Origin of the sequence: Treponema vincentii, from assembly GCF_010365865.1 — a bacterium.
Taxonomy (GTDB): Bacteria; Spirochaetota; Spirochaetia; order Treponematales; family Treponemataceae; genus Treponema.
Window position 1 is genome coordinate 2408634 of record NZ_CP048020.1, and the last position, 24698, is coordinate 2433331.

Genomic DNA, 24698 nt, shown 5'->3' on the forward strand with positions numbered 1-24698 from the left:
CGTTTAAGCTTATGTTAAAAGCTCTTCTAACTTTTCTCTTGCCTTTTTAGCTTCAATTCTATTTGGGATTATGACAAGCAAAATCCCAAAAACAAGCATGATATAAGGGACTAAAGCAGCCGGCATAGGAAATCCGGCGAATGGAACTATTAAACATCCCGCAAGCACGCCGGTAAACCATACAACTAAAAAAACGATAACAGAGATAGCCATTCTCATTCTGATGTTGATTGTTGAACCATACTCATGTGCTTCAATAGTTCCAATTATCAAAGGTAAAAATGAATTTCGATAATGTATACATCTACAAATTTTAAATGAATTTTCAGATACGCTCCCTTCAAAATATTTGTCTCCTTTGGGAAAATCAAATACAGAAGTTTTTATGTAAGTATTGCCACGTATAATTTGCAGAATCTCATCCTTTGATTTCTTTGTTTCAATTATAAAACGCATAGTACTCCTCATAACACTAGCCGTTAGATATTGCACCACAATGTTAAGTTGAATCGGCTGTTTTGGTTTGTCCTATTTCTTTGTCCAGTCTTCTACTTTTATCCAGGGAATTCTAGCAAATTCATCGTAATTATTTGTTATAACGATTAAATTTCTTGTCATAGCTTGGGCTGCAATTTGCATATCATACGGATCGATAACGCTCCCCTCCTTTTCAAGATACGCTCTGATCATACCATATGTTTCCGTATCTTCTGCCGTAAAATCAAGAATATTAAAATCAACACAAAAGTCTAATAAAGCCTTTCGATTTTTTTCTCTGTTCTGACTTTTTGAGGCTCCATATTCCATTTCAGCGATTGAAATAGACGATAAAAACAGATCATTACCGCTTGTCGCAAAAATCCTTTTAGTGAGAACGGGAAATGTATTCTTAATGAGAAAAATACAAATATTCGTATCCAGCAAATACATTAAAATGCTTCTCTTTCTGTCAATGAAGGTTGCTTTCTCCCTTCCGCCATAAAGTCATCAGAGAATTCCGATAAACTTTTTTTAAGATTTTCCCAGGGACGATTTTGAGGATACAAAATTATTGTTGTTCCAATCTTCTTGATAAAGAGTTCTGTATCGTCAATATGAAATTCTTTTGGAATCCTCACCGCTTGACTGTTCCCACTCATAAAGACTTTTGCACAAACCATAATAATCCTCCGTATATATGATAATATATACACAGATGTTTACGCATGTCAATCTTTAGTTGATCCTATATACGAGATTTGCATATGCATCATCGGTCATATCTCAAAATAGTATTGCTTACAGCGACACCACTTCACAATCTTACGTTAGCTTTAAAATACCGTCCCAACCGCAGTTAAAAAAGACGGCTAATTCTTTTACATACTCAAGCGCTTTTTTGCGAGACATATCATGAGCAACTGTTTCAAACACGGCGGTAAAATAGGCGCTTGTAATCATGTGATGCAGTTCACGGCTCACAACACCTTCAAGCTTTCCTCGCTTTCGTAAAAGGCGGTAGTATTTTTCGGTGACGGATACCTCAAGCTCAACTAAATCGTGAATATAGTGCTCGTACTTTGTTCCGGCAGACCGGCAAATTACGAGTTTAAATGCATCGAAATTATCATAAATATAGTTTACGAAAATCTGCAGATATTCCGTAGACAGTTTCCTGCTGAATTGCGTTTCACTTTTTTCGATTAAATCGAAATGAGCTTCTTGCGCATGTTTGAATTGTTCAACCAAACCGTCTGCCGCTTCGGATACCAGCGCGGTAAATAATGCTTCCTTATCGGGGTAATAACCGTAGAATGCCCCCTGCGTAAAACCGGCATCCGCTACAATTTTCCTTAATGATGCATCCTTAAAACCTTTCTGCAAAAATTCCTGTTTGCCGATTTCCAATATTTTTTTCTGTGTGTCGGATATGTTCATATTGTACTCCAATGCTAATCGGTATCTTCCGAAACTATCGTTTTACGATAGACCGATTGAAAGATGTCATGTCTTTAATATCTTTCAATTTTGATACCGTTTTTTGCACCTTGTCACCTCTCAAATCTAACGGAGGGTATAAAACAGACTGTAGGGAAAAAATGCTAACCCATACCTATTGAAACCGTTGTATCCGCTCATAGAGCGCTGCGGCAATGGGTAAGAGCGCCTCTTTAGTGTTTTGCGCAGGATCATCCAATACCGTTTCCAAAAGATCATGCAAAACAAGACCGAGACATTTCCCCGCCGGGATACCGATAGCCATTAGATCCTTTCCATTAACCGCTAAATCTTTAAGGCTGTACGCCCCGTCCTCTTTGAGGAGCGTATCAATCCGTGCCGTAAATTCTACAAGAAAGTTCGGCTCTGCATACGTACCGGTGAGCCCGAAAACATCCGCTTTTCGCAACGCAAATAAATCATCGATATTTTCTTTCCCAACGCGGACGATAAAACGGCGGACAGCGGCGTCAGTCCATGAAGGATCATAATGGAACATGTGTTCGGCAACTAAATGAGCAGTCTTTTCTATTTCGGCATTGGAGTATTTCAGGCGTCGCATAATGCTGCGAGTCATTTTCTCGGAAATAGCTTCATGACGGTAAAAGGTACAGCTGCCGTCCACCGCTTCCTTGCGGGCAGCGGGCTTCCCGATATCGTGGAAAAGTCCCGCAAGCCGGATATGGATGTGTTCCATTCCTGCTGGGCAGGCATTGCACACCAGAAAACTGTGGTCGAGTACATCAAAGTGATGATAGCTTCCCTGCCCGATGCCACGGCATTCCATCAGTTCCGGAATAAAGAGATTCAGCAGCCCCGTGCTTTCCATTAGCCGCAAGCCGGTAAGCGGGGTTTGACAGCTGAGCATTTTTGTAAACTCTTCGCGGAATCGTTCAATCGAAATTTTTTTGGTGATATGCAGCGCCTGCGGGATTGCTTGCAATGTTCCTGCATCGACGGTAAAGTCGAGCTGCGCTGCAAAGCGGACAGCACGGACGGGACGCAAGCCATCCTCTAAAAATCGGTCGAGCGGATTCCCGACTGTTTGAATCCGCCCTGCACGGATATCCGCTCTGCCGTTAAAGGGATCGACGATTTCTCCGTCAGGAAGAGAAACTGCAATGGCATTCATCGTAAAATCGCGGCGGGCAAGGTCTGCTTCTATACTTGCCGTATATGCAACCGCTGCAGGGTGCCGTCCGTCGATATAATCCGTTTCGGTACGGAAAGTTGTACATTCGATATGCTTATTTTTATAGATGATAGTAACGGTACCGTGTTCTATTCCGGTAGGAATTGTCCGCCGGAATAAGCGCATTACTTCCTGCGGTTGCGCATTGGTTGCAATATCCCAATCGCTTGCTTTTTTCTTTAAGAAAAAATCGCGGACAGCCCCTCCTACGAGATATGCGGAAAAGCCCGCTTCATGGAAATATCCGCTGATTTCTTTGAGCAGAGAAGAAACGGGAAATTTTTGTTCCATAATTTTACACTTCAATACCGGCTTCGGTTAAATAAAGAATCGTAAATCTTTTCTGCCGGTCATGTTGAATCGATACGCTGTGATATAGGTTCCCGTTATTGCAGTTAATGCGTTAATTGCTGCCGCGATGGAGCTGATAAAAAACGCAGCCGGACGTAAAATCAAATACCCCGACTCAAAGCCTCGTCCGTAAAGCATACACAAGGAGGTCAGCGCAATATATGTTCCCCCGATAGAAAACCGTCCGAGCAAACATGAAAAGAGAGAGGCATATCCCACAAGCCAAAATATATCGCTAAAAGCTATCCTAAATACATTAATCGAATAAGATTTTAAAATCACAACAAAACTAACGGTAATGACTAAAGCCGAACCCGCTCTTCCAAAATTAGAGAAAACAGGAAGGGCAACGGAGGAAATGCGCCGGCGTACACCGAGGCTTTCGTTGGAGTGACGCAGCAATACACTGAGCGCAACATGGGTATCCTGTGAAAAAAAAGCTGCCATCATGGGTGCGAGGCTTGCATAGAGAACTCGATACGGATTGATATCGCGGCAAAAGATTTTCAATAATGCGGGATAAATAACAAGCGCGATAATCAACAAATCGACAATAAGCAGAATTGCAAAATCGGCAAAAACCGCAGTCAAGAGCATTTCGTGAAATTTAATTACCCAGTAGGACGAAACGGCTACCATACCGAATACCAGCATATCCACAAAAAAGACCAGTACCGCATAAGAAATCCGCGCCAAGGAATCGATAAGCGTGATGGTCGGCTTCGCAATATTTCTGTCAACGGCACAGCCGGCTCCTGCAAACCCACCGAAAATGCAAAGCGGTAGGATATAGGTTCCATTTATCAGTGCTTCGAACGAGCTGGAAGGAAGTAATTGTAATAGCGATTCTTTCACACCAAGAACTTGTACATCGGATATGCCTTCTACAAAAATAGGTATACGAGCGGGTGTATGAATAAGTACGGATATTAATCCGATACAGGACAATAATAATGCGGCACCGCAGATAATGAGGCTTGTAATAATCGCAACTTTGAGCAGACTTCTATTTTCACGTAATTCAAAGATACTGAGCGTAAATCCGAAAAAAACTGCCGGATAGAGGGCATACCTTCCGAACTGTATCGCTGCTTTTGATAAAAAGTCTACAGCCTGTACAAATAGCGTATTTTCAGCACCGGCGACAAGAGCAAAGGTCACCCCCAGCACAATACCGATAAAATATTTCAACCAAATTTTCATAACGACTGAGTGTAACCCAAAGATTGTACTGCGTCAACGCCAGCACGCTACGGGTACACGCATCAGGTAGTTATGACAGCCCTGCAAAATATATAGGCTGTTCAACCAGAGTTTCGCTGCTACGCAGCTCAAATGGTCTCCCAGCCTATATATTTTGCAGAATTGGAGCTATTTCCCTGATGCGTTTACCCGTCTACTGGAAAAATGTGCGAAATTTTGGATAAAATTTTGCACAAAAGGAAGGTAAACGCATCAAGCTATTTTTTCATCAAATCTACGCCTGACTTCCATGCTTGGCCGACTTTTTCTCCGATGGCATAATAGCCGTTTTGGAATTGATCAAAAATGAATGCATTGAGCTTTGACGGTTCAACTTTGCCCTTTTCGTTTAAAACAGCCTCATCTGCAAGAACTCCGACGATTTCCCCGACAACGTAAAAGCCGAACACTGCATTTTTTATCTCTACTACTTTGCACTCAAGCGTAAGGGGAAACTCTTGGATAATCGGTGCGTCTACCTTGGCGCTCTTAACCGCCGTTAAGCCGCTGCGTTCAAATTTATCCGGCATCGTATTTCCGCTTGCAATACCAAAGAAATCCGCTTCCTCGATATGAGGGATATCCGCAACACTGAGGGTGAACGCTTTTTTGTACTTGAGATTCGCCGCAGTCTTATGTTTTTCATCAAGATTCATCAAAACCATATTTTCTGCACAGATACCGCCCCATGCCATATTCATTACATCAACTTTTCCATCCTCACCGTAAGTCGCTATCATGAGTACGGGCATCGGGAATAAAAACGGATGAACTCCCAGCTCTTTTTTTGTATGGCTCTGCATTGTGTCCTCCTATACGCTGTCTTGTTTTTTTAACAGCATGTTCGCATAGAGATTATAAATAAATGGCTGGGCATACGGATCAAAAGGCAAAGCTCTGACAGAAAGAAAAGTCGCACTTGCCGTCTCACTCGGTGCACCAACCGATGGACTAATTATATACACCATTAACAATCTGTCTACTTATATGAATCGGGCGCCTGACCAAAATATCCGACTAATATATCTTTGATATAGTTGTACCGCCGAGCATAAGAATTTTCTACAGGAATAAGGGTAAATCCTTGCTCTTTGCAAATATCTTTTTTCTTCGTGTCATTATCTTTTATGGTCGCATTATTATAATGCTCTCGTCCGTTTAATTCAATCGCAAGGATTGGTTCTTTCTTATTTCTATAGCCGATTTTATAAATCACAAAATCAAAACTGCATCGAAAAAAATAGTCCCGATGAACCGTCCCCGGTTTAAAAATATGCGAAGCTTGTACTTCTGTTTCGACGCAGTATTTTTAATTTTTTAAAGAAATAATTGAAAGTGCATGGTTCAATGTTTCCAAAAAAGCGTCTTCTGTTTCCGTTTTATACGGTTTTGTACCAAGTGCTCGCGAATCATTTGTACAGTTTGTTATCTTGTATGAGCCCTTTGCTTTTACATATTCCGCAAGTTCATAGATATCGTCTGATTTTGTCTTCTCTGCATTCCGGTGCAGCTGATTAAGAACAGTATTATTTGAAAATATCACAAGGCGATCTTTTGCACGGGATGTTGCAACATTGATAAGCTCACCATTATTTTTTAACCACTCGTAAGTTTTATTATTAGTGGTATCGGTCAATGCGAGTGAGAATAGAATAACATCCTTTTCGTCGCCTTGGAATGCATGAACCGTTCCGCAACTGTATTTTTTTGGATTGATACCAGCTTCCCTTATTGAAAATTCTATCTGTTCCTTTTGACTTCTAAACGGAGTAATAATCCCGATACTTTTATCAGGATTATTTTTTATATAATGTACAATCGCTTCCGCTTCTTGTTTGGAAGTATTTTTAAAATTAGTTCTTGTACTATCAACATTATAAAATACCAATGGTTCCGAAACCGTAGACTCTGATACTATATTTAACCGGTTGTTATAATATTTTTCATTATTGAATTGAATGATTTTTTTATTACAACGATAATGATTATGAAGTAAGATTTCTTCGCTGATTGAATCGTTTGCTAAAAAAGTTTTATAGATTGAATTTGTAATATAATCGTAATCGTCAGAAATACCGTATTTTGTTCTTAATGCTTTGTTGATATTCTCATCCAAGGTAATTACCGGATTAAGCTGTTGCGGATCACCTACCAGCATAAGCGTTTTACCGCGTATAATCGGGATAAGTGATAGAGCTGTATTACACTGACTGGCTTCATCAATTATAGTGCAATCAAAACAAAGTTTGCCACTGCCGAGTTTATGCGCCGAAATACAAGTAGTTGCAATAATCGGAAAAATCTTTTGCAGTTTGCAAATATTATCATCGACGGATGTATATTTATTAAAAGCCGTAATGCGTTCTTCCTCTTTTTCAAGTTTTAAAATAAGACGAAGATCATCATACTCCGGTTCTGATAGCTGTTGGATATATCTTGCTGATATATAATAAAGATATTTTAGAAACTCATTTTCATCATTTTCCAAAAGATTAAGAGCATCCTGATCGGAAACCTTGGGGATTTCATTAAGTTTCTTTCTGATTGCATTAAGCTGCTGTCCTTCCAAAACAAGCCGCATTTCCATACTTGTGTTTTTTTCAAGCATTGCTTCAAGTGTATCTTTTCGTTCGGCAAGTTCTACCGTTTCTTGATGATTTTTTAACAATGTCGATAGTTTTTTTGTTCGCTCTATCGTATCGTATTTATTTCGTTCAAGTGTTGTACTATATATTGTAATGTTTGAACATTTTTGATACAGCGTTTCTATATAGTTTAATGCTTCTTTTACTTTCTCATTACTGCCAAGGCGGAGAATTGGAAATGGTATAATATCGATAGTTCCGGAGTGCCTTTTATATTGCAGTGAACTTAAAGTCTGAAACACAGTATCGATTGGATGGTTGTTATACGAAGAAAATAGAACCGTTTTATTGTTAAAGAATGCGGTGATAATAGTGTTTATTATTGTATTGGTTTTGCCTGTTCCGGGCGGCCCTTGTGTATACGATACAGGGCTATGCATTGCATTGTGTATGGAAAGCAGCTGATCAAGATTTATTTTTTTATTCAGTAATGTTATCGGTATATCATTTTCATTTTTTTCAATACTATGCAGTTCTCCGAAGAATGCACGTATTGGAATGGAGACCTTACCGGTTTCATACATAGTCAGAATCGATTCGTATTCTTTTTCAAGATTGACTTTGACATTTCGTTGTAAATATAAAAAATACGGACGATCATCTATTTTTCCTTTTGAAATTTTTTCCTGAATGATGTTTTCAATTTTTTGTAAGTTTTTATCAAAATCTTTGAGTAGATATAATTCACATGGTTCAAGAAAGCGACGAATACTTTCAATCTTACCGTCGTCCGAATCGGCATTCATATAGAATTCTTTATTAAAAGAAATTTCGTTTGATATTTCTAATGTATGTTTTTCGACATTTAAAAATATTTCACGATACGCAAGTACATATAGCCCTTTCCGGGTATAAAGGCTTAGTTTATTTAGACACAGCTGCCCCTCCATTTGATGTTTTTTCTGCTTTATATTCAGTTTTTTATTAAACGCATCAACAATTTCTCGATACTGCGTATCAGATAAGCAATATTCTTGTGGATTACTGAGGAGGACATTGTCATCTAAATTTTCTATGAGGCAAAAATCATTGTTTAATGACGGAATACTTTCAAATTTATTGCAATCCGCAAGGTAATTGAGAATTTTGAAGTTTGCAGAGCCATCAAATAGTAATTCATACTTTGCAGGATTACAATCAATATCGTCAACAAGATGTTGATTTATCGGCATATATGTACCATTTACAATACTTGCCGATAGTATACGTTCTACAGAAAGCAACATATTATCTGCAAGTGTATACGTATGAAGATGGAGGCCACTGCATTGTAAAGTGTACAATGTTCCGTCCTTATTTTTGAGAATGTCTTTTATTCCTATCCAGAATCGAGAAACTTGCTCACTTTTTTTATTGCAGTACTCAACATAGAGCCACTTTCCTTCATATACTGCACGAAAAATTTGTCTTGTAATGCTATTCATAAGAGTATCCGATATTGCTCTTACTTAGAAGTATAGACATATTAGACCTGTTCGGCAACTTCCGTTTCTAAACAGGTTTATTGTATAACTTGGTCTGTGTTTCATATTATGTTTTCTCCATATTTCCCTTCCATCCCAGCACCCGCTGCTTCATTCCGGCGATATCCAGCACTCCTAAGGCAAATCCTTTGCGCACCAGCTCAGAGGGAACATACTCGTCGTATTTGTCAAAGACGGGAACTTCGTTCTCGTACACAAGCTCCAGCGGATCAAAGTTTTGTGCGGCTTCTTCGGCAATAATGCGATAGAATTCCTGTGCGCTTACCTGCATGGTGAACTGTAGGTAGTACGGTCTGGACGGACTCAAGCCTTTGATCCCAAGCCGTGCACCGCAGCGGAGCTTGAGAAAACGTTCCAACGCAAGAAAAGCATAGCTGCCCAGCTGAGGAAAGAGCGCCCACATAGAGCCGCCGAGGGAAATGAGCGGGTGAGTGTCCATCCCTGCCTTGCTGAACGTATTCCGCGCTTCCTGCAATCGGCACACGGCATGGCGCATCAGGTACGGGTAGCTTTTCTGTTCGGCAAGGACAGTATGCATCCGTTCCAAAATACGGGTATGTATATCGCCTGCCACATCACCGAAATACGCAGGGATATTCCCCTTTACCAGCGTACAGTATACCTCGCGGCGCTGGTGATCCACCTCGTCCACTACCCACACTCTGCCTGCAATGGCTATCTTCTCGCCCGCAGGCGGCGGCTTGACGATTGTTCCCAGCTCTTCGGAACCGGAACGCACCGTGTATTCGATATTTTCTTGGAACACTGCGTAAAACTTATAATTGTTGACAACCCGCTCTCCGGTAATCCCGACAATCAGCCCGCCGTTTTCCGTGCGGTTAATATGATCAATAGTGATAAGGTGCCGGAGCAAGGTACGGAAGTCCTCCTGAGTGATGCGGCGGAATACCGACAGGGTCAGTACTCTGGAGGCCAGCTCTGCCGGTGTCATCTCACCTGAGGAGGCAAGCGTACTCATGGTCTGGTGATAGAGCAGGGAGAAGGGCAGCTTTTCCGTGCGCGGCGGTTCCACAAAGCGCTCTTCGATATAAAGCTGAACAAGTGCAATTCCTTGAATGAGATACCACGGAATCATCTCCGGCAACATTGCCCGCGCTTCGGGATGATCTTCCCGCATAACAAACCACATTTCCGAAGGAGTGCCGCGCCGTCCGGTACGTCCCATACGCTGTAAAAAACCGGAAACGGTAAAGGGTGCGTCAATCTGGAATGCCCGCTCCAGCCTCCCGATATCAATCCCCAGCTCCAGTGTAGCGGTAGCGCACACACTGATGAGCGAGTCGTCATCCTTCATTTCTTCTTCCGCACTTTCGCGGTACGAAGCGGAAAGGTTGCCGTGGTGAATTAAAAAGCGGTCGGGTTCGTGGTTGACTTCACAGTATTGCCGGAGGTGCTGGCATACGGATTCGCACTCTTCGCGGGAATTGGTAAACACGAGGCATTTTTTACCGCGGGTATGCTCAAAGATATAGCCCATCCCCGGATCGGCAGCCTTGGGGGCAGTATCCGTCGCGGCTTCTACGGTAAGCGCCTCTACTGTGATGGGCTTGCCTTCGTCAGCTTGAGGTTCCGTGTTGAAGAAGTGTTCCATCGAAAGCCGCCACACCTCTTTGCCGCCGTCGCATTTGGGGATAGCCGTTTCTCTCCCGCTGCCTGCAGCAAGAAAGGCTCCCGCTTCTTCAGGGTTACCGAGTGTGGCGGAAAGCCCAACCCGCCGGGGATTGCAGCCCGCAGTCCGGCAGAGCCGCTCGATCAGACAAAAGGTTTGCCCGCCGCGGTCGGCACGCAACAGGGAGTGGACTTCATCAATGACAATAAACCGTAGGTCATGGAACAAAGAGGGTATTTCGCTCTGCTTGGTGATCATCAGCGCTTCAAGAGATTCCGGGGTGATCTGCAAAATCCCCGCCGGTTTACGGAGCAGCTTCCGTTTTTGGCTCTGCGGCGCATCACCATGCCATCGCGTTACAGCGATTCCCGCTTCCTCGCAAAGCTCGTTCAGCCGTCCGAACTGATCATTGATGAGCGCCTTGAGCGGAGCGATGTACAACACTCCCACCGAGGCAGCAGGCTCTTCGTATAAGAGGCTCAAGATTGGAAAAAACGCCGCTTCGGTTTTGCCGGAGGCGGTGGATGCCGTCAGCAGCACATTGTTATCGGTATTGAAAAGAGCATCGCCCGCCGCATTCTGCACCGCGCGAAGCGCCTGCCAGCCGGAGCGATAAATATAATCCTGTATAAAAGGGGCGTATTGATTAAAAATATCCATCGCTCTTCTGCGCACTCACCTTAAATCGTAAACTCGGCATAGTTTTCATCGGTGGTGTCCGATACCGCATCAGACTTTGCGTACGAAAATGTATCGGAGTTTAGTAACTCGATAATGCTCATTCCCGGATTTTGGTACAAAATATCCAGCAGCTCGATAAAATCCCGGATTACTTCGCGCGGGGTGATATGCACATCGGCGCCGATTCGCTCATATTCAATTTTAATAAACCCAGCCAAGTCATTTGTGGCGATTTTCTGCTCATAGCCGTAGAGTCCGGCGTGCATCACAGCGAGCTTTTCACAGAGGATCAGCATTTCTTCCGCAGTAATCGGGTCAAGCCGGATTACCGGCGCAAGTAAGTCCCGTGCACCGGGCTTAGAAAACTTCCCCTCTGCAAGACGGGAGCGGAGCGCCTCGTAACTGTACACACCGCGCCGCTTATCCTCTATCGCCTGCGGTGTTGCCCCCATGATAATACCGAGGTATTTTGCCTTTCCTTGTAAGGTGTCGTTGTACATGGTGAGGAGTTTTTCGTAATTGTACTGGCGTGTGATGGAGTTGGGAACTTTATAAATATTGACGAGTTCATCGATCATAATCATCATGCCGGAATAACCCGCCAGCCGGAAAAATGTTGCAAAGAGTTTGAGATACTCGTACCAGTCATCATCCGTAATAATGATATTGACACCGAGTTCTTCCTTTACTTCACGCTTGAGGGCATATTCACCCCGGAACCACCGCACTACTTTTGCTTTCGTTTCATCATCGCTCTTGAGGTACGCATGATAATAGGCTGAAAGTAATTGAGCAAACTCAAAACCGTGTACCAGCTCGCTCACCGAAGCAGTTACCGCGTAAATCTTTTGATCGACAAGCGCAGTCAGCGCCGGGTCTCCGGGGTGAAACCCGCTTTCTTGCAAGGCTTCACTTTGCACGCTGCTGATCCACCGCTCCAATATCAGCGTGAGTGCACCGCCCTCCGGTTTTGTCTTTGTGGAAAGATTCCCGATCAACTCACGGTAGGTTGCAAGCCCCTGCCCCCGCGTTCCTTGCAGTCGCCTCTCCGGGGACAGGTCTGCATCCGCAACAATGAACCCTCGATCCATCACATAATTTCGGATAGCTTGCAGTAAAAAGCTCTTTCCCGCTCCATACCGCCCGACAATAAAGCGGAACGAAGCGCCTCCTTCGGCGATAATATCAACATCATGCAGCAAGGCTTGAATTTCGTTTTTCCTTCCGACGGTAATATAAGGCAGCCCAATACGTGGCACAACACCGCCTTTTAAAGAATGCAATACTGTCTGCGCAATCCGCTTCGGAACTTTTCTTTCCGCTTCGTTCATGTTATTTCATCTCCCACTATCCAGGACAACCGCATACGGATATTTTAAGCGGTTGTCTTCATTTTGTGCGAAATTTTTGAGAAAATTTCGCACAGGCTATTTTAAAAGCGTAGGGCAATCGCATCAGAAGTGTAGATCGAATTCCGCAAAATAATAGGTTGGGCAACCATTTGAGATGCAACGCATCGAAATTCTGGTTGAACGGCCTATTATTTTGCGGGGGATTTACAATAGCCTCTGATGCGATTGCCCTATCCCAATATCCCGATAATATTATCACGATAATCTTCCACAAGGGTAATCGTTTCTCCCTCGCATTCTACCACCGTATCGCCGATAAGATCAAACAAGGCCTCGTTGAGAGCATCGGCGATAACGCTCGGCATTCCATGCTGTGCTGTAATCAATTCCTGTACCGGCTCTCCGCGGAGCAGCATCTGCAACAGCTGTATCTGCATACCGTCTAACAAACCATCTAACGGAACGGACACTCCGGACGGAACGGATTGTACGAATGCTGAATCCGACGGCACTGTTGCGGACGGCATGGATGCGGTCGATGGAACGGCCGCCGGAATCGGTATAGGTGCAGCGTCCGGTATGGTATCTCCGGCATATTCGGAAGTACCGGTGTGCTTTGAGTGTTCCGTCTGTTTGGATGCAGCCTCCGGCGAGCCCATCGTCTCTTCCTCGGTTAACAGACTGTCTTGAGTTTCAAGCGCATCCTTTCTGATTTTATCCAGACCGGAAAAGTCAATCGAGACCTTAGGACGCGCCGCTTCGATTTTTGCTTTCCGATCTTCCTCTATAACCGCCTCTATATAAGGTACCGCCCATGCCGCTTCTTTTCGCTCTTTTAGCGGATGTCTTATTTTGAGGTATAAGCGCAGTCTTCGGTCTGTTTCATGTAAAAAGTCAGCAATTATCTTTCTATTAAAATAGTAGCTTTGATACGTTACCACATACCATGCTCCCTCTTTAAAGAGATATGATCGAGAAGGATTCAGCTCATATGCGACGGATTTTCTTTTCTTACTATTATCATAGTAAAGTGTGTATTCAAGAGGGTGCCAGTCCTGTGCTCTTCGGCGCCCAAAACAAAGTTGAAAAGGTTTTTTTCCATCTTCTTGATATTGAACGGAAGCAAGCCGCCATACGGCTACAAAGAGGGTGATAGCTTCCGTCCCGCGCTCTTGTATCAGCTTCGATTCGGCAGTCTTCTTCCCACCGAACACACAGAGCGCATTAAACACTTCCTGGGCATTGAATTTTTCCGGATAGTGAAGAATTTCAACTGCGGCGTCTTTTTCCAGTATGTCGCTGTCCGCATATTTACGGGTAATATCCGGGGCAAGTCCCTTCAATACAGCGAATTCCAGCATCCAGCGATGAAGCATATCTCGCAGATATTTGTCGCCAAATCCTGAATCGATATAACCCGTTTCAAATTCTTCCATTTTCCTAAGACTGTCTTCCACCGATTTCGTTCCTATCCCATTGAGCAGCTCATACAGATACATCGATACAAACGTTTCGCAGTGCTTCTGATAGTTTCCCTTCCGCAGCTCTGTCCGCCACGTAAAATACCCGCGTAGCTGAGCTAATGATAAATTATGGTAAGATGGCCAACACTCGTATATTTCTCCTTTCCAAGGAACATTATCTTCATAGTTCTCCATGAATTTTCCTTGCACATAGAAGTTTTTGCACTGCTGTCTAAAAGAACCGTCCCCATATTGATAGAGATTCTTCATTCTTCGGATTTGCTCCGGAACATACTTTTTCGCTTTTGGTGTTGCGCTGTTTGAAGCTCTATCCGGTGCTGTTTTTTGCGTTGGCTTGGGATTATTACCGAATGCTGTGGTTTGTTGTGCTGTTGTATTATCATTCGCTGGGTTTATCGTCAGTGTCTGACCATAGAAAAGCGGCGCGTCCCGATACTGAGCCTGCTCCGTATTGCTGTTATCGAGAATCACCGTGAAACCGTTTTCATTATTGTAGCCGCCCGCTTTGTCTATCATCTGCTGCGGTGTCGATTCCAAGTCTTCCGCAAATTTTAATATATCTATCATACCCACACTGTATTTGCCTGCATCTTAAAGAATTTTCTCCAGCGTCAGTAATGCTATTTTTCTATCAAGGCCGCCTGCATAGCCGGTTAAGCTGCCGTTTGCACCGATAACGCGATGACAGGGCACTATAATAGAAATTCCATTATGACCGACTGCGCCGCCAACCGCCTGTGCGGACATCCGGGATAGACCTCGTTGACGGGCAATCTGCTTGGCTATTTCACCGTAGGTAGTTGTATGCCCGTATGGAATAGTACAGAGGATATTCCACACTGCATTTTGGAAATCCGTTCCGTTAAAATGGAACGGCACGGTAAAATCAGGTTCTTTTCCGGAAAAATAGACATCAAGCCATCGCTTTGTTTGGTGTAAAAATGGGGTTTCTTTTTCTTCATGCTGTTCTTCAAGATACTGAGCAAAAAACTTTTCGCCGTTGAACCACACGCCGGTCAAACCTGCGCTGTCTGCTGCCAGCAAAATGTTCCCCAGCGGAGAATCATACCATTGGGTATATGTCATACGTATCCTCGGTTATCACATTTCAAGGCAACCTGTTTTAAAACTCATACGCGAGAGTGAGTCTGATAAAGCTATTGCGGTAAAATTGTCCGAAGCTTCCGGTCTTTTTACCGCCGAAGATACCGGCATTACAGTCGATAAGCAAGGTTGCGAGCTGCCAGTGGATACCGGGCATAATGCAAAAGTCTGCGTCCTCAAGCCCGACAATGGCGCCGAGCTTCCATTCCAAGGAATTACGCAAGAGGGTTTGCGATACGGAAAAGGCGAGCTTAGTATCCGTTGCTTTTTTGCCGTATTCCACATCGTTGTTTTGAGCAACGCTTCTGTTATGATGAAGCCGAATATTTTCCGTTGCGGTCAAACTCACGGTAAAGCCGAGGGGTGCGGAATAGACCGCGCCGATATTCCACGCAAGCGACGGGTTATATATGGAAGGATTATTGCCTGATAAATCCGAGGTGATATTTGCGGCGAATTCCGCACTGAGCGATACGGGGCCGAGTCCGACACCGTAGTCGATACCGATGTGGTGATAGGGATTATAGAGACCGGTAAAAGTTGTAGGGAAAAGGGTTTCAAACGCAAGCTCCGGCAGCCGACCGTAAAAATACTGAATGCCGAAGTCGTGCTTACCTCCTACGGCAGCCGTAAGCCGCCCGCCTCCCTGCGAATATGCGAGGGTATTGGTAGCAGGCTTATGAAAGACCGAAGCACTGTTACCCCATATCCGATCAAACTGCTGTGAATACCAGCGGTCGGTTTTTCCGGTAACAATGCGGTTCCCTTCAAATACCGGCAAATATACACCTTCCAGTTTGAGATCGTGCGGAAGGTACACAGTAGCGGATATGAGCGGGCGGGCAATTTTCATCTCCTGCGGGGCATACATTAGCGTAAGATCGGTTTTGTCGCGAGGATTGACGATATCAAGCACGCTTAAACTTTCCGCCCGCCCCCAGTTCATCTTTTGGATGCCGCCGGTAATTACAACCGAACTAAAGAGCATTTTAAGATATGCTTCGTCAATCCACGGAGCAATCTGGGACTGTTCGGGAAAAACAGCCTGCGTTTTGCCGAGCAGGGGAGCGAGGGTTTTACCATTAAGCTTAACGCCGAAATAGGCTTCCGTCATCGGCGCAGTTGCATGAACATGCAGCTTTCCCTCAATCAGCGAGCCGGGCTGTACATCCTTAAAAGTCTTAAAATCGTTAAAATAAAACGAGCCGCCGAGGGAAAGCTTTCCGCCGATATCAATCGAAAAAGCACTACCCGATTCTGCCTCGCTTTCAAAGCCGAAGTCATCGGCTGCCTCTTCCGCATTCAACGCCGCCGCACAGCACAGACAAAATAAAAATATAAAACCCCTTTTCATCCTTCCCTCCAACGCTCTTGAAAATAGAGTCTCCGTAAGCTTTTGAAAATAGACGGTGCAGATACGAGGCGCGAGCACAAATTAACCGCAGGCACGCCCAAGAATGTACGTCCTATACATTCTTGGGCTACGAGTTTTCTGACGAAAAACTCGCTGCTGAGTAGAACCACCGCCGTCCATGGCGGTTCTTAAATGCCTTTTGCCGTAAGCCTTTTGCAAATAGACAATGCAGATGCTAGGAGCCTAGCCGAAATAAAGCGGAGGCGTACTTGTTGTACGTTGAGCATTTATTTCGGCGTAGCGACAACGCAGATGCACTGTATATTTGCAAAAGTCATGCTATAACTTGGACAGAGGTACCATCTCCGGCGTCGTATTTTCACCTTCCATCGCAGAAAATTCGCTGAGCAGTTTTCTTCCGTTTGAAGATATTCGCGTCGGTATTTTTATGATGACCTTGAGGTAGAGGTCGCCGGTTCTGCCGCTTGCTGCGGGAACACCTTCTCCGCGCACCTTGAGCGCATCGCCGTGTTGCGTACCTGCGGGAATTTTTACCGTCAGGCGCTTATCGTTCAGCGATTTTACGGTTATCTCTCCTCCGAGCGCGGCTTGCGTCATCGAGATGGGAATTACACAGTACAGGTCATTTCCGTGCCGTTCAAATAAGTGATGCGGCTTAATAAAGATGAATACGTAGAGGTCGCCGTAATCGCCGCCGCCTGAACCTGCATTCCCCTGTTTGGGAATGGTGATACGCTTTCCTTCTTCTACGCCGGCGGGAATTGTGATAATGATTTTTTGCTTTTTCCGCTCTAAGCCGGAACCGCCGCATTTTTTGCACGGGTTTTCGATAATGGTACCCGATCCGCCGCAGCGCCGACACGTACTCGCAATGGAGAAAAAGCCGGTATTCTGCCGTACCTGTCCGGTACCCTTGCAGTCAGGGCACATCTTTCTGCCGCTCCCGCCGACGCTTCCCGAGCCTTTGCACTCCGAACAATGCTCGTCGCGTGAATACTGTATTTCAATCTTCTTGCCGTATACAGCGTCGGTAAAATCGATCTGCAGGTCATACCGGAGGTTTGCGCCCCGCGCGGGGCCGCTGCTGCCTCGTGACGAACCGCGGCTCGATGAACCGAATCCGCCGAATCCTCCAAAGCTGCCTCCGCCGAATAAGCTTTCGAACAGGTCGGAAAGACCTCCTCCGCCGCCGAAGATATCTTCAAAGCCTTGGAATGCGGACGGGTCAAAACCGCCGCCCATATTTTTAACACCGTCAAAACCGTATTGATCATAGACGCTGCGTTTTTTATCGTCAATGAGCACTTCGTAGGCTTCAGTCGCCTCTTTAAATTTTTCTTCCGCTTCTTTATTTCCGGGGTTTTTATCGGGGTGATATTGAATTGCCAATTTGCGATAGGCTTTTTTTATTTCATCAGCAGTAGCGGTCTTTGCTACACCCAATACCTCATAATAATCTCGTTGTGCCAAAATAAGCTCCGTCTAGGGTAAACGCAGCAAACGATTTTTTAGTATATCCCGCAGAATCCTGTAGGCTGTTCAACCTTTCCTTTTAGAAATATGCGGGCATCTACTTCGTTATTCCACAAAAATTAGTCCTCGACGTGCAGAAGCACGACTGCGGGTAATTTTTGTTCATGCCTCGTATCTGCCTCGCCTATTTCTAAAAGGCTAACGGAAAGACTATTTTTAACAACAATAGTCTTTCCGTCTGCGATTTGTTTTTATCTGTTTGCTGCATTTACCCTTATCTTAAAAAAATATGCTGGCATCTGCCTAGCCTATTTCTAAAAGGCTAACGGAAAGACTATTCTTAACAAGAATAGTCTCTCCGTCTGCGCTTTGTTTCTATTTATTTGTTACGCTTACCCTTATTGTAAAAAAAATATGCGAAATTTTCAAGAAAAATTCAAGAAAATTTCGCATAGAAGAAAAACTTCTTAGTTATTTATCTTCGTCTTTTACGACTTCGTAGTCCACGTCGTCGGCGGTTCCCTTGGTGGGATCGCTGTCGTCAGCGCTACCTGCTGTACCTGCTCCGGCAGCTCCCGCCGCACCGGCTCCGGCACCCTGCTGCTTGTACATTTCTTCTGCAATTTTGTATGCAGCCTGCTGTAACGCTTCGGTCTTGGACTTAATGTCGGCAGTATCTCCGCCTTCAATCGCTTTCTTTAAGGTTGCAACGGCATCTTCGATACGCTGCTTATCAGCTGCGTTTACCTTATCTCCCATTTCCTTCAAGGTCTTTTCGGTCTGATAGATCATCGAGTCCGCTTCGTTGCGTACCTCAACCTTTTCGCGCTCTTTCTTATCGTTTTCGGCGTTGGCCTCCGCTTCCTTCACCATGCGGTTGATTTCATCTTCGCTCAAGCCGCTGGAACTTTCGATGCGGATGTGCTGTTCTTTACCCGTTCCAAGGTCTTTTGCGGAAACATGCACAATACCGTTCGCGTCGATGTCGAATGTAACTTCAATCTGCGGAACACCGCGGGGAGCCGGAGGAATACCGACCAAGTCGAAGTTGCCGAGCGTCCGGTTCTGGCTTGCCATACCGCGCTCACCCTGCAAGACGTGAATTGAAACCGCAGTTTGTCCGTCAGCCGCAGTAGAGAATACCTGGCTCTTGCGGGTAGGAATAGTGGTGTTACGGTTGATCAACGGAGTGAACACGCCGCCCATCGTTTCGATACCGAGCGAAAGCGGGGTAACATCGAGCAACAGTACGTCTTTGACATCGCCGCCCAAAATACCGCCCTGAATAGCAGCGCCGACCGCAACCGCTTCGTCGGGGTTTACGCCCTTTGAACCTTCTTTACCGAAAATTTCTTTGATAATCTGCGCAACCTTCGGCATACGGGTAGAACCGCCTACCAGCAGGATTTCGTCGATCTGATTCGGTTCGAGCCCCGCGTCCTTTAAGGCTTTGCGGCACGGTTCTTTGGTGCGTTCAAAGAGGTCGTCGGTCATCTGCTCGAACTTTGCACGGGTCAATGTTTTCTGCAAGTGCTTGGGGCCGTTCGCATCGGCAGTAATGAACGGAAGGTTGATTTCCGTTTCCGCACGGCTGGAAAGCTCGATCTTTGCTTTTTCCGCCGCTTCACGGAGCCGCTGCAATGCCATACGATCCTTTGAAAGGTCGATACCCTGATCGGCCTTAAACTCTTTTTCGAGCCACTCAACAATGCGGTTATCAAAGTCATCGCCACCCAAGTGGGTGTCGCCGTTGGTCGATTTAACCTCGAATACGCCGTCGCCCAATTCCAAAATCGAAATATCGAAGGTACCACCGCCAAGGTCGTAGACCGCGATAACCTTCTCTTTCTTTGAATCCTTGTTAAAGCCGAATGCAAGCGAAGCCGCCGTCGGTTCGTTGATAATCCTCTTTACATCCAAGCCGGCGATTTTACCGGCATCCTTCGTTGCTTGGCGCTGTGCATCGTTGAAGTATGCAGGAACGGTGATAACCGCTTCCGTTACCGGTTCGCCTAAATAGTCTTCTGCGGTTTTCTTCATTTTCTGCAGAATAAACGCTGAAATTTCCTGAGTTGAGTATTTTTTACCGTCCACTTCGATGCGGACATCATCACCCTGCGGTACGATTTTATACGGAACGCGCTTGAGTTCGTCGGTTAATTCGCTGTACCGATGGCCGATAAACCGTTTTACCGAATAGATAGTACCTTCCGGATTGGTAATCATCTGGTTTTTAGCAGGCTGACCGACAATCCGCTCATCTTTTTTGAACGCAACGATAGAAGGCGTGGTACGTCCTCCTTCGGCATTTGGGATAACGACGGGCTCTCCGCCTTCCATAATCGCAACACAAGAGTTGGTTGTTCCTAAGTCAATTCCGATAATCTTTCCCATAATAAAAACTCCTTATTTGTTTGATCCTTAAATAAAGGATTATCTTATTTTTTCTCTGCCGGTGTAGGCATCAATACCATAACCTTTGCCGGACGGAGAATCCGTTCCTTCAATTTATACCCTTTTTGCAGTTCCGCTCCAACAGTCGGTTCCGTAACCTCGGCCGAAGGGTTTGTTGCAACGGCTTCGTGAATGTCGGGGTTAAAGGGTTTTCCCTGCACTTCGTAATACTGCAGACCGTACTTCGACTCAAGTAGCGAAGATAAGCCGCTCCGGATCATCACAACGCCCTGCATAAAAGCGGCGGCGCTATCTTCTCCGGCTTTTTTACCGGCCTCGATTGCGCGGTCAAAGTCATCCAATATCTGCAAGAGGTCGGAAATCAAATTCGTGTTTGCGTAATCGATTGCCTCCTGCTTTCCTTTTATCATACGCTTGCGGTAGTTATCGAAATCCGCAGCCTTGCGCAGATATTGATCCTGCAATTCCTTGCACTTTGCTTCCAAAGATGCGAGCTTTTCGGCAGCGGACGGCTCCGGCTTCGTATCTTTCGATGCTTCCGTATTCGGAGCAGTTTGTCCGGTCGCCGTATTTCCATGCTCTTGATTGCCGGTTTGCTGTTCCGGTGCCGCATGTTGTTCGGCATTTCCTGTGCTGTTACCATGCGGGTTTGCATCTGCGGCTTTTTTACCGGCTGCGGAGTCCGTGTTCATACCGTTCTGCTCTGCCGGCTGGGTCTCGCACTCCTGCTCATGTTTTTTTCCGTGTTTCTTTGTCATTCCATTCCTCAAATTCTCCGGCGTGTATCTGTCTATCAGCCGAACCGCCGTTTGTATTTCTCGTTTGACAAATAGAAAATACTAACGGAATCGCAAATGGTCAAGAAAAAATAATTGACAGGGTAAACGTATCAGGTTGTTTTTCATATCCGCCACGGATGGCGGTGATGCTATACAGCAGCGAGATTTGTGCAATTTACCTTTAATCGGTATTATGATAGTATCCGGCTAAGATGGATGGAGCAGTGTAAGTGTCGCGTTAGTAAATCTCATCGCGACCTGTAAAACAGAGATTGTGGCAGCCGTTTCCACGTAACTTAATACGAGAAGAAGGAGACCTCTTCTATGCGTAAGATTCTTAGTTTTTTGGTAATTTTTGTTTTATGTGCCGGATGTGAAAATTATAAGGCCGATATTGACGACTATTTAAGTTATTGGTCAACAGAGGCTGCAATTGTCCGGTCTAGCTTTAACCCTGCAATCACCGTACAAACCGATACAGACACAATACAGAGTATTCCTTCATCAAGCGATGTAACGGTAATATTTACCGTCCGTAATCCCAAAAACGTCACCTTTAAGTTGCCGCAAGATGCAGGCGCCCCTACCGATATTATCGTTTTTCCCACAGACGTTGCCGGCACAACGACAAACAGCCCAAAACGACCAAACGATTATGAACTGATACAGGATTCAAACAGTCAATTAACGCTCACATATAAAAAGAAATTTTTGCAAAAACATGAATACGGCAAAAAGAATATCGGGCCGACGATTACGCTGTATGCTAAAGACGGGAGAAAATTTTCAGAAACATTTAAGCTCAATGTAAAAGCAAATACCCCGCCGCCCAATCTTACCTATCGGGCAATCGGAAAAACCGCTACACCCGATGGAAACGGTAAGCAGTATTATGTTTTGTTTCTCGAAGCCAAGGGTATGGATACGGAAATAAATAGTTCCGAACTTCTGCATAAAAATATTGCACAGCTTTCTATCGCCGAAGGCTCCGGCTCATACACCTCGATACCGTTAACGGTAAAGACAGACAAAAGCGGATTCGATATCAGCAGCGCAGGCGGGCGGTTGTTGGGATACAGTGATGCAATAGCTTTATTGTCTACAGAGGTTAAAGAAGGAGTAACGCCCGATCCATTACCGGCTTCAACTGAAAAATGGATTATCCGAATAAAAACGGATGTCCCGGTGGGCGGGGCGGTAAAGCAGTACCGGCTTCGGCTGCAAGATGAAGCTGGGCTGCTTTCCGAAGATGAATTACGCGCTTCTACCAGTACCAATAAGGTTAGTCCGGTTACTATAACCGTCACAAGCGGTTCGTGGACAGTAACACCAAAGCACGGAACAAATGCTGACCCTCATGAAATAACCTATGGATCGGGAGTACAAAACATACTCTTGAAAGCTGAAACCGCTACGAGCGGAGCTACGGTGCACTATAAATTGGAACGTAACGGACTCACCGTAAGCGAAAGTTCCGGTTCAACGCCGCTAACCATAGAGCTGCCTACCGTTCCGAATGTCGTGTATAAACTCACGGCATGGGCGGAAAAAAGAAGGATTTGATAATAGCCAAAATGTAGTTGTATTCTATAACAGTAAGGGACTGGAAGTAAGCGCGGCGGGACCGGGGGCTTGGCAACGGCTTAAAGATGCTGTAGAAAGGGGCCGCAGATGGTGACGTCATCATTGTGAATGGCACGATACAAGCAACCTCTGCTTCCGGTAATTTCGGCAATATTACCGTATCCAAGAGCATCACAATACGCGGCAAGAGCGGTAATCCTGCGACCGATATTCTCGATGCAAACAAGGATACCGGAGGCAAGTCGGCACACCGTATCTTTAATGTGACAGGCGGAAATCTTACGATGGAAGGTTTAACTCTCACAGGCGGCATGGCGATAGCTCCGGGGGTCGGTACAAACATCGGGGGTGGCATATATGTCGGTGCGAATAGTAGGGCTGAACTTAAAAACTGTATTATCACTGCTTGCAAAGCAGCAAGAGTGGGCGGAGGAATTTATTCGAAAGGTGAGCTGATTTTAGATAACTGTACTATCGGTGGAGAGCAGTACTACGACGGAATGGATCCCGCTAAACCAGAAGGAAATACGGCATCATCAGGCGGGGGTGTAAGTTCTAACCAAGGTAATCTTACTATAATTGGCGGAGCGATTACGTATAACACCGCGGATAGTCCCGGCGGCGGGATAGCCTTTGGGTCGAACGACAGGACAGCCACTCTAAAGGTTACAGGAACGGATATTTCACACAATAAGGCGAAGGAGACGGGAGGAGGCATCTACCTTAGTGCCCCCGGTTATTCCGACAAATACGTGAATGCAACGCTGCAGGATGTTACCGTAAAAAACAATGAACTGACAAGTACGAACGTAAATGATTGGAGGAAAGGCGGAGGAGGGATATTCTTCACAAACTATACTAATGGGGCAACTCTTACCATAATAGGCGGAAGTATTGAAGGTAATAATGCTAGAAACTTTAACGGCGGCGGTATTTACATAACGACAGATCGAGACGATTATGTAAACGGTACGCTGACGTTAAAAGACGGTGCTCGTATTTCAGGGAATAGCGCCGAAAATGGCGGCGGTGTCGCGGTGAACAGTGCAAAGCTTATTATAGAGTCAGGCTGTACTATCGGCGGCGATAACGCTTCTCAAGGCAATACGGCAAAAACTTCAGGCGGCGGTATCTCCGTGGGTAAAAAGGCTGAGTGTACGATTAAAGAAGGTGTTACTATCCGGCATAATAGAGTGAGTAACGGAACAAATATTATGGACGGCGGCGGTGGCTTGTATATCAAAGATACCGGTACCCAAGCTGATAACGGTATTGTTACTATAACAGGTACGCTGGGGAACCCTGTTCGTATTGAAGACAATGAGGCTCGCGGATCAATCGGTGTCGGCGGAGGCATCGCAAACAACGGAACGATAACACTTACCCATGTGCATATCAGCGGTTGTAAAGCGCCCGACTCTGCAGGTCTCGGCGGGGGCATTTATGTCCGGCGCGGAGCGTGTACGCTTATCGATAGTAATGTGAACGGCTGTGAGGCATCGGGAGCTGGCGGCGGTGTGTATGTATATAAAGGCGCGGATGGAGCGGGAGAATTTACAATGCAAAGCAGTACCCGCATTGTTCCTTCGGCTAATAACTACAGGGGAAAAAATGATATATTTTTAAGGGATGGTGCTTGTATTAAGCTTTCCGGCGGATTGACCGGCAAAAGGTCTGTCGGACGCATTACGGTACCGGATACAAACTACAACGCTTCAACCAAAGTCCTTCACAGCGATATTTCCGTTGACGAAAACTACAAAAAGTTCACGGTAACGCCGAAGGGTAGTCAAAATTGGTATGTCGGCTCAAATGGCGCGCTGACGACAACTCAGCCGACCCCCTAACCGTGCCTATGCACTAGCAGGAAGGAGACAAGCAGGGAAAGTTGAAAAGGGAGTAAATCACAGGGAATAGGAAAGCCCATTTA

General features: G+C 45.3%; 19 protein-coding genes. 2 read left to right on the forward strand and 17 right to left on the reverse strand.

Going from position 1 to position 24698, the window contains the following annotated elements; translation table 11 throughout:
• Window positions 1–9 precede the first annotated feature (9 nt).
• The 17 genes from GWP43_RS11240 to GWP43_RS11320 form a co-directional block, all read right to left on the reverse strand.
• Window positions 10–456 carry a hypothetical protein gene (locus GWP43_RS11240; RefSeq protein ID WP_162664231.1) on the reverse strand — a complete coding sequence of 149 codons (447 nt, stop codon included), beginning with the start codon at window positions 454–456 and terminating at the stop codon, window positions 10–12.
• A gap of 72 nt (window positions 457–528) precedes the next feature.
• Entirely contained in the window at window positions 529–930 is a 402-nt protein-coding gene (gene vapC, locus GWP43_RS11245; RefSeq protein ID WP_162664232.1) for a type II toxin-antitoxin system tRNA(fMet)-specific endonuclease VapC, read from the reverse strand.
• Window positions 930–1160: a type II toxin-antitoxin system antitoxin VapB gene (vapB, locus tag GWP43_RS11250; RefSeq protein ID WP_162664233.1), complete on the reverse strand. Its 231-nt coding sequence runs from the start codon at window positions 1158–1160 to the stop codon at window positions 930–932. The genes vapC and vapB overlap by 1 nt, the downstream gene beginning before the upstream one ends.
• Before the next feature lie 142 nt (window positions 1161–1302).
• Window positions 1303–1917 (reverse strand): TetR/AcrR family transcriptional regulator, encoded by a 615-nt coding sequence (locus GWP43_RS11255; protein WP_162664234.1) that lies wholly within the window; start codon window positions 1915–1917, stop codon window positions 1303–1305.
• Between the two features lie 175 nt (window positions 1918–2092).
• A complete protein-coding gene (locus GWP43_RS11260; RefSeq protein WP_162664235.1) occupies window positions 2093–3460 on the reverse strand; it encodes a CCA tRNA nucleotidyltransferase in 1368 nt (455 codons plus the stop codon).
• Window positions 3461–3487: 27 nt separating this feature from the next.
• Window positions 3488–4723: a dicarboxylate/amino acid:cation symporter gene (locus tag GWP43_RS11265; protein ID WP_162664236.1), complete on the reverse strand. Its 1236-nt coding sequence runs from the start codon at window positions 4721–4723 to the stop codon at window positions 3488–3490.
• Window positions 4724–4980: 257 nt separating this feature from the next.
• A complete protein-coding gene (locus GWP43_RS11270) occupies window positions 4981–5565 on the reverse strand; it encodes a flavin reductase family protein (protein WP_162664237.1) in 585 nt (194 codons plus the stop codon).
• Between the two features lie 176 nt (window positions 5566–5741).
• Window positions 5742–5978, reverse strand: a complete 237-nt coding sequence (locus GWP43_RS14275; RefSeq protein ID WP_203232408.1) for a DUF2726 domain-containing protein — start codon at window positions 5976–5978, stop codon at window positions 5742–5744.
• A gap of 93 nt (window positions 5979–6071) precedes the next feature.
• Window positions 6072–8831 carry a DEAD/DEAH box helicase gene (locus GWP43_RS11280; RefSeq protein WP_203232409.1) on the reverse strand — a complete coding sequence of 920 codons (2760 nt, stop codon included), beginning with the start codon at window positions 8829–8831 and terminating at the stop codon, window positions 6072–6074.
• Between the two features lie 106 nt (window positions 8832–8937).
• Window positions 8938–11181 carry a DEAD/DEAH box helicase gene (locus tag GWP43_RS11285; protein ID WP_162664238.1) on the reverse strand — a complete coding sequence of 748 codons (2244 nt, stop codon included), beginning with the start codon at window positions 11179–11181 and terminating at the stop codon, window positions 8938–8940.
• 20 nt (window positions 11182–11201) lie between these two features.
• Window positions 11202–12533, reverse strand: a complete 1332-nt coding sequence (locus tag GWP43_RS11290) for an ATP-binding protein (RefSeq protein ID WP_162664239.1) — start codon at window positions 12531–12533, stop codon at window positions 11202–11204.
• Window positions 12534–12784: 251 nt separating this feature from the next.
• Window positions 12785–14605 (reverse strand): TerB N-terminal domain-containing protein, encoded by a 1821-nt coding sequence (locus GWP43_RS11295; protein WP_162664240.1) that lies wholly within the window; start codon window positions 14603–14605, stop codon window positions 12785–12787.
• A gap of 24 nt (window positions 14606–14629) precedes the next feature.
• Window positions 14630–15124, reverse strand: a complete 495-nt coding sequence (locus GWP43_RS11300; protein ID WP_162664241.1) for a methylated-DNA--[protein]-cysteine S-methyltransferase — start codon at window positions 15122–15124, stop codon at window positions 14630–14632.
• A 37-nt stretch (window positions 15125–15161) separates the two neighbouring features.
• A complete protein-coding gene (locus GWP43_RS11305; RefSeq protein WP_162664242.1) occupies window positions 15162–16496 on the reverse strand; it encodes a hypothetical protein in 1335 nt (444 codons plus the stop codon).
• A gap of 339 nt (window positions 16497–16835) precedes the next feature.
• Window positions 16836–17987, reverse strand: a complete 1152-nt coding sequence (dnaJ, locus tag GWP43_RS11310) for a molecular chaperone DnaJ (RefSeq protein WP_162664243.1) — start codon at window positions 17985–17987, stop codon at window positions 16836–16838.
• Between the two features lie 474 nt (window positions 17988–18461).
• The gene (gene dnaK / locus GWP43_RS11315) at window positions 18462–20384 is read right to left on the reverse strand and encodes a molecular chaperone DnaK (RefSeq protein ID WP_162664244.1); all 1923 of its coding nucleotides are present in this window, start codon (window positions 20382–20384) and stop codon (window positions 18462–18464) included.
• Window positions 20385–20428: 44 nt separating this feature from the next.
• The gene (locus GWP43_RS11320; RefSeq protein WP_162664245.1) at window positions 20429–21163 is read right to left on the reverse strand and encodes a nucleotide exchange factor GrpE; all 735 of its coding nucleotides are present in this window, start codon (window positions 21161–21163) and stop codon (window positions 20429–20431) included.
• Window positions 21164–21508: 345 nt separating this feature from the next.
• On the opposite strand from GWP43_RS11320, the gene GWP43_RS11325 reads away from it, so the two are divergent.
• Window positions 21509–22747 carry a hypothetical protein gene (locus tag GWP43_RS11325; protein WP_162664246.1) on the forward strand — a complete coding sequence of 413 codons (1239 nt, stop codon included), beginning with the start codon at window positions 21509–21511 and terminating at the stop codon, window positions 22745–22747.
• Between the two features lie 125 nt (window positions 22748–22872).
• Window positions 22873–24615 carry a hypothetical protein gene (locus tag GWP43_RS11330; protein ID WP_162664247.1) on the forward strand — a complete coding sequence of 581 codons (1743 nt, stop codon included), beginning with the start codon at window positions 22873–22875 and terminating at the stop codon, window positions 24613–24615.
• The last annotated feature ends 83 nt before the right edge of the window (window positions 24616–24698 follow it).